The sequence below is a fragment of the Burkholderia sp. HAN2018 genome (assembly GCF_024704855.1).
In the GTDB taxonomy this organism is placed as follows: Bacteria; Pseudomonadota; Gammaproteobacteria; order Burkholderiales; family Burkholderiaceae; genus Burkholderia; species Burkholderia cepacia.
Map to the genome: position 1 here is coordinate 1 of NZ_QOBB01000336.1, position 5,741 is coordinate 5,741.

Below are 5,741 nucleotides of genomic sequence, written 5' to 3' on the forward strand. Positions count from 1 at the left end.
GCGCTGCGGCGGCTTGCGCAGGCGCTGGTCGACACCGGCTCGCTCGCGCTGCCCGATGCGCGCGCGCTGCACCCGAAGGCGGCCGCGACGCTCGACGACTGGGCGGCGCGCGGCTGGGTCGACGTCGAGGAGATCGGCTGGGCCGATGCGCCTGTGCCCAAAGCTGTGGATAACCTGTTGGCAGCCGGTGGACGAACTGTGCCGCCGGCGCTCACGGACCAGCAGGCCGAGGCGCTCGACGCGATCCGCGCCGCGCAGGGCTTTGCGCCGTTCCTGCTGCACGGCGTGACGGGCAGCGGCAAGACCGAGGTCTATCTGCATGCGCTCGCGTCGCTGCTCGACGCCCGGCCGGACGCGCAGGCGCTCGTGCTCGTCCCCGAAATCAACCTGACGCCGCAGTTCGAGGCCGCGTTTCGCGCGCGCTTCGCGGGTGCGCTCGCCGACGACGCGATCGTCACGCTGCACAGCGGGCTCGCCGAGGGCGAGCGGGCGCGCAACTGGCTCGCCGCGCATACGGGGCGAGCGCGGATCGTGCTGGGCACACGCCTCGCGGTGCTCGCGTCGATGCCGGCGCTTGCGCTGATCGTCGTCGACGAGGAGCACGAGCCCGCGTACAAGCAGCAGGAAGGGCTGCGCTATTCGGCACGCGATCTCGCCGTGTGGCGCGCGAAGCAGCTCGGCATCACGGTCGTGCTCGGCTCGGCCACGCCGTCGCTCGAAAGCTGGTGGCAGGCGGAGCAGGGCCGCTATACGCGGCTCACGCTGTCGCGCCGCGCGGTGGCCGACGCGACGCTGCCGACCGTGCGGCTGATCGATCTCGAAGAGGAGCGGCGGCGCGGCCGCGCGTCGATGGGCGGGCTGTCGGGGCCGCTCGTCGCGGCGCTGAAGGCGCGGCTCGAACGCGGCGAGCAGAGCCTCGTGTTCCTGAACCGGCGCGGCTACGCGCCGCAGCTCGCGTGCGACGCATGCGGCTGGGTCGCCGGCTGCCCGCGCTGCAGCGCGTACGTCGTGCTGCACAAGCCCGAGCATGCGCTGCGCTGCCATCACTGCGGCTGGGAAGCCCGCATTCCGCGATCGTGCCCCGAGTGCGGGAACGTCGACATCGCTCCGCTCGGGCGCGGCACGCAACGCATCGAGGAGGCGCTCGCCGAGGCCGTGCCGGGTGCGCGCGTGCTGCGGATCGACGCGGACAGCACGCGCCGCAAGGGCAGTGCGCAGGCGCTCTTTTCCGACGTGCACGCGGGCGAGGTCGATATCCTCGTCGGCACGCAGATGATCGCGAAGGGGCACGACTTCCAGCGCGTGTCGCTCGTCGGTGTGCTCAATGCCGACACGGCGCTGTTCTCGCATGACTTCCGCGCGAGCGAACGGCTGTTCGCGCAACTGATGCAGGTGAGCGGCCGCGCGGGGCGCGCGGGGCTGCCGGGCGAGGTGCTCGTGCAGACGCGCTACCCGCGTCACGCGCTGTATCACGCGCTCGGGCGGCAGGACTACGTCGGCTTCGCGAATTCGACGCTCGGCGAGCGCCGCGACGCGCACCTGCCGCCGTTCGTCTACCAGGCGCTGCTGCGCGCCGAGGGGCGCACGCTCGACGCGGCGCTCGCGTTCCTGCTGCAAGCCGCGGCCGCGTTGCCGGGGCTGCCGGGCGCCGATCGCGTGACCGTCTACGACGCGGTGCCGATGACGATCGTCAAGGTCGCGAACGTCCACCGCGCGCAGTTGCTGCTCGAAAGCGCGTCGCGGGCGGCGCTGCAGCATGCGCTGCGCGCATGGCAGCCGGAGTTGCGCGCGCTGAAGGGTGTACTGCGGTGGAGCGTCGAGGTCGATCCGCTGGATATCTGAGCGGCGCGCCATGCGGCCGTCGTGCCGAGCGCCGAGCGCCGCACACCGCACACCGCACACCGCACACCGCACACCGCACACCACGTGCCGCTGCGTCGACGCCCGGGCCGTCGGGCAGCCCCGAACCGTCTTTTGCGGCACGGCCACCCCCGGCCACCCCATCCGCCGCCACCCCAGTGCAACCCGTTTTCGTCCACCTCCACGCGCGGGGGAAGGTTGCGCACGCACGCCAAACCGGCCTGCTCAGGGAAAACACCGATCCCCCGACCACGGGCAACTCCTAGGTTGCAACCGCATAAGTGGCTGATTATATTGACTAACCCAAGGGTGCAACCCATCTCGCAATTTGGTTGCACCTTTTTATTGCGTGCCGTAGGATTTCGCGCATCCTCTCACACCACATTGCCGGGCTCGCACCGGCGCACGAACCCACCATGGCAAGCACGACTCTCGGCGTCAAGGTCGACGACCTTCTCCGCTCGCGCCTCAAGGACGCAGCCGCGCGTCTCGAGCGCACTCCCCACTGGCTGATCAAGCAGGCGATCTTCGCGTATCTTGAGCGGATCGAGCACGGCCAGTTGCCGCCCGAGCTGTCGGGCCACAGCGGCGTCACGGAGCTCGCCGACGGCCAGGCCGCGGACGGCGACGACGACAACTCGCCGCACCCGTTCCTCGAATTCGCGCAGAACGTGCAGCCGCAATCGGTGCTGCGCGCGGCGATCACGGCCGCGTACCGCCGCCCCGAGCCGGAATGCGTGCCGTTCCTGCTCGGCCAGGCGCGCCTGCCCGCGAACCTGCAGGCGGACGTGCAGGCGCTCGCGACGAAGCTCGTCGAGGCGCTGCGCGAGAAGAGCTCGGGCGGCGGCGTCGAAGGGCTGATCCACGAATTCTCGCTGTCGAGCCAGGAAGGCGTCGCGCTGATGTGCCTCGCCGAGGCGCTGCTGCGCATTCCCGATCGCGCGACGCGCGATGCGCTGATCCGCGACAAGATCAGCAAGGGCGACTGGCGCTCGCACGTCGGCCACGCGCCGTCGCTGTTCGTGAACGCGGCGACCTGGGGGCTGATGATCACCGGCAAGCTCGTGACGACCAACAGCGAAGCGGGGCTGTCGTCGGCGCTCACGCGCCTGATCGGCCGCGGCGGCGAGCCGCTGATCCGCAAGGGCGTCGACATGGCGATGCGCCTGATGGGCGAGCAGTTCGTCACCGGCGAAACGATTTCCGAAGCGCTGGCCAACAGCCGCAAGTACGAAGCGCGCGGCTTCCGCTACTCGTACGACATGCTCGGCGAAGCGGCGACGACCGAAGAGGACGCGCAGCGCTACTACGCGTCGTACGAACAGGCGATCCACGCGATCGGCAAGGCGGCCGGCGGCCGCGGCATTTACGAAGGCCCGGGCATCTCGATCAAGCTGTCGGCGCTGCACGCACGCTACTCGCGTTCGCAGCAGGACCGCACGATGAGCGAGCTGCTGCCGCGCGTGCGCGCGCTCGCGCTGCTCGCCCGCCGCTACGACATCGGCCTGAACATCGACGCGGAAGAAGCCGACCGCCTCGAACTGTCGCTCGACCTGCTCGAGGCGCTGTGCTTCGATCCGGATCTCGCGGGCTGGAACGGCATCGGCTTCGTGGTGCAGGGCTACCAGAAGCGCTGCCCGTTCGTGATCGACTACCTGATCGATCTCGCGCGCCGCAGCCGTCACCGCCTGATGATCCGTCTGGTCAAGGGCGCGTACTGGGATACCGAGATCAAGCGTGCGCAGGTCGACGGCCTCGAAGGCTATCCGGTCTATACGCGCAAGATCTACACGGACGTGTCGTACCTCGCGTGCGCGAAGAAGCTGCTCGCCGCCCCCGACGCCGTCTATCCGCAGTTCGCAACGCACAACGCGTACACGCTCGCCGCGATCTACCAGCTCGCGGGCCAGAACTACTACCCGGGCCAGTACGAATTCCAGTGCCTGCACGGGATGGGCGAGCCGCTGTACGAGGAAGTCACCGGCCGCGACAAGCTGAACCGGCCGTGCCGGGTGTACGCGCCGGTCGGCACGCACGAGACGCTGCTCGCGTACCTGGTGCGCCGCCTGCTGGAAAACGGCGCGAACACGTCGTTCGTGAACCGCATCGCGGACAAGACCGTGTCGGTGAAGGAACTGGTCGCCGATCCGGTCGACGAAGCGTCGAAGGTCGTGCCGCTCGGCGCGCCGCACGCTAAGATCCCGCTGCCGCGCAACCTGTACGGCGACGAGCGTCCCAACTCGATGGGCCTCGACCTGTCGAACGAACACCGCCTCGCGTCGCTGTCGTCCGCGCTGCTCGCGAGCGCGCACTTCCCGTGGCGCGCGGCGCCGATGCTCGCCGACGACACGCTCGCCGACGCGCCGGCCCGCGACGTGCGCAACCCGGCCGACCAGCGCGACACGGTCGGCACCGTCAGCGAAGCGACGGCCGAACACGTGAGCGCGGCACTCGCGCACGCAGTGGCCGCCGCGCCGATCTGGCAGGCGACGCCGGTCGACGCACGCGCCGATTGCCTGGTGCGCGCGGCCGACCTGCTCGAAGCGCAGATGCATACGCTGATGGGCCTGATCGTGCGCGAAGCCGGCAAGTCGCTGCCGAACGCGATCGCCGAGATCCGCGAAGCGGTCGACTTCCTGCGCTACTACGCCGCGCAGATCCGCGACGAATTCTCGAACGACACGCACCGCCCGCTCGGTCCCGTGGTCTGCATCAGCCCGTGGAACTTCCCGCTCGCGATCTTCATGGGCCAGGTGGCCGCCGCGCTCGCGGCCGGCAACACGGTGCTCGCGAAGCCGGCCGAACAGACGCCGCTGATCGCCGCCCAGGCCGTGCGCCTGCTGCGCGAGGCCGGCGTGCCGGCCGGCGCGGTGCAGCTGCTGCCGGGCGACGGCGAGACCGTCGGTGCGGCGCTGGTCGCCGATCCGCGCACGCGTGCGGTGATGTTCACCGGTTCGACCGAAGTCGCGCGCCTGATCAACAAGACGCTGTCGGCGCGCCTCGACCCGGACGGCAAGCCGATCCCGCTGATCGCGGAAACGGGCGGCCAGAACGCGATGATCGTCGATTCGTCGGCGCTCGCGGAACAGGTGGTCGCGGACGTGATGCAGTCGTCGTTCGACTCGGCCGGTCAACGTTGTTCGGCGCTGCGCGTTCTGTGTCTGCAGGACGATGTCGCGGACCGCACGCTGACGATGCTGAAGGGCGCGATGCACGAGCTGGCGCTCGGCAACCCCGACCGGCTGTCGACGGACGTCGGCCCGGTGATCGACGGTGAAGCGAAGCAGACGATCGATACGCACGTCGCGGCGATGAAGGAGAAGGGTCACGCGGTCACGCAGCTGCCGGCGCCGGAAGCCTGCGCGCACGGCACGTTCGTGCCGCCGACGCTGATCGAGATCGGCAGCATCGACGAGCTGAAGCGCGAAGTGTTCGGCCCCGTGCTGCACGTGGTGCGCTACCGCCGCAGCCAGCTCGACAAGCTGCTGGAGCAGATCCGCGCGACCGGCTACGGCCTGACGCTCGGCATCCACACGCGGATCGACGAGACGATCGCGCACGTGATCTCGAATGCGCACGTCGGCAACATCTACGTGAACCGCAACGTGATCGGCGCGGTGGTCGGCGTGCAGCCGTTCGGCGGCGAAGGGCTGTCGGGCACGGGCCCGAAGGCCGGCGGCGCGCTGTACCTGCAGCGCCTGCTCGCGACGCGTCCGTCGGGCCTGCCGCGTTCGCTCGCGCAGACGCTGATCGCGGACGGCGCGGTCGAAGGCGATGCGCGCGGCAACCCGGCGGCAGCGCTCACGACGCTGCGCGACTGGCTGATCGAGCAGCGCGAGCCGGCACTGGCCGCGCGTTGCGACGGCTACCTGGCGCAGGTG

2 protein-coding genes are annotated in these 5,741 nt (G+C 70.3%); both read left to right on the top strand.

What is annotated here, in order from left to right; all coding sequences use genetic code 11:
* A partial coding sequence (locus DPV74_RS38510; protein ID WP_119339086.1) for a primosomal protein N' occupies window positions 1–1,842 on the top strand: 1,842 nt, incomplete at its 5' end.
* Between the two features lie 434 nt (window positions 1,843–2,276).
* A partial coding sequence (putA, locus tag DPV74_RS38515; protein ID WP_119339088.1) for a trifunctional transcriptional regulator/proline dehydrogenase/L-glutamate gamma-semialdehyde dehydrogenase occupies window positions 2,277–5,741 on the top strand: 3,465 nt, incomplete at its 3' end.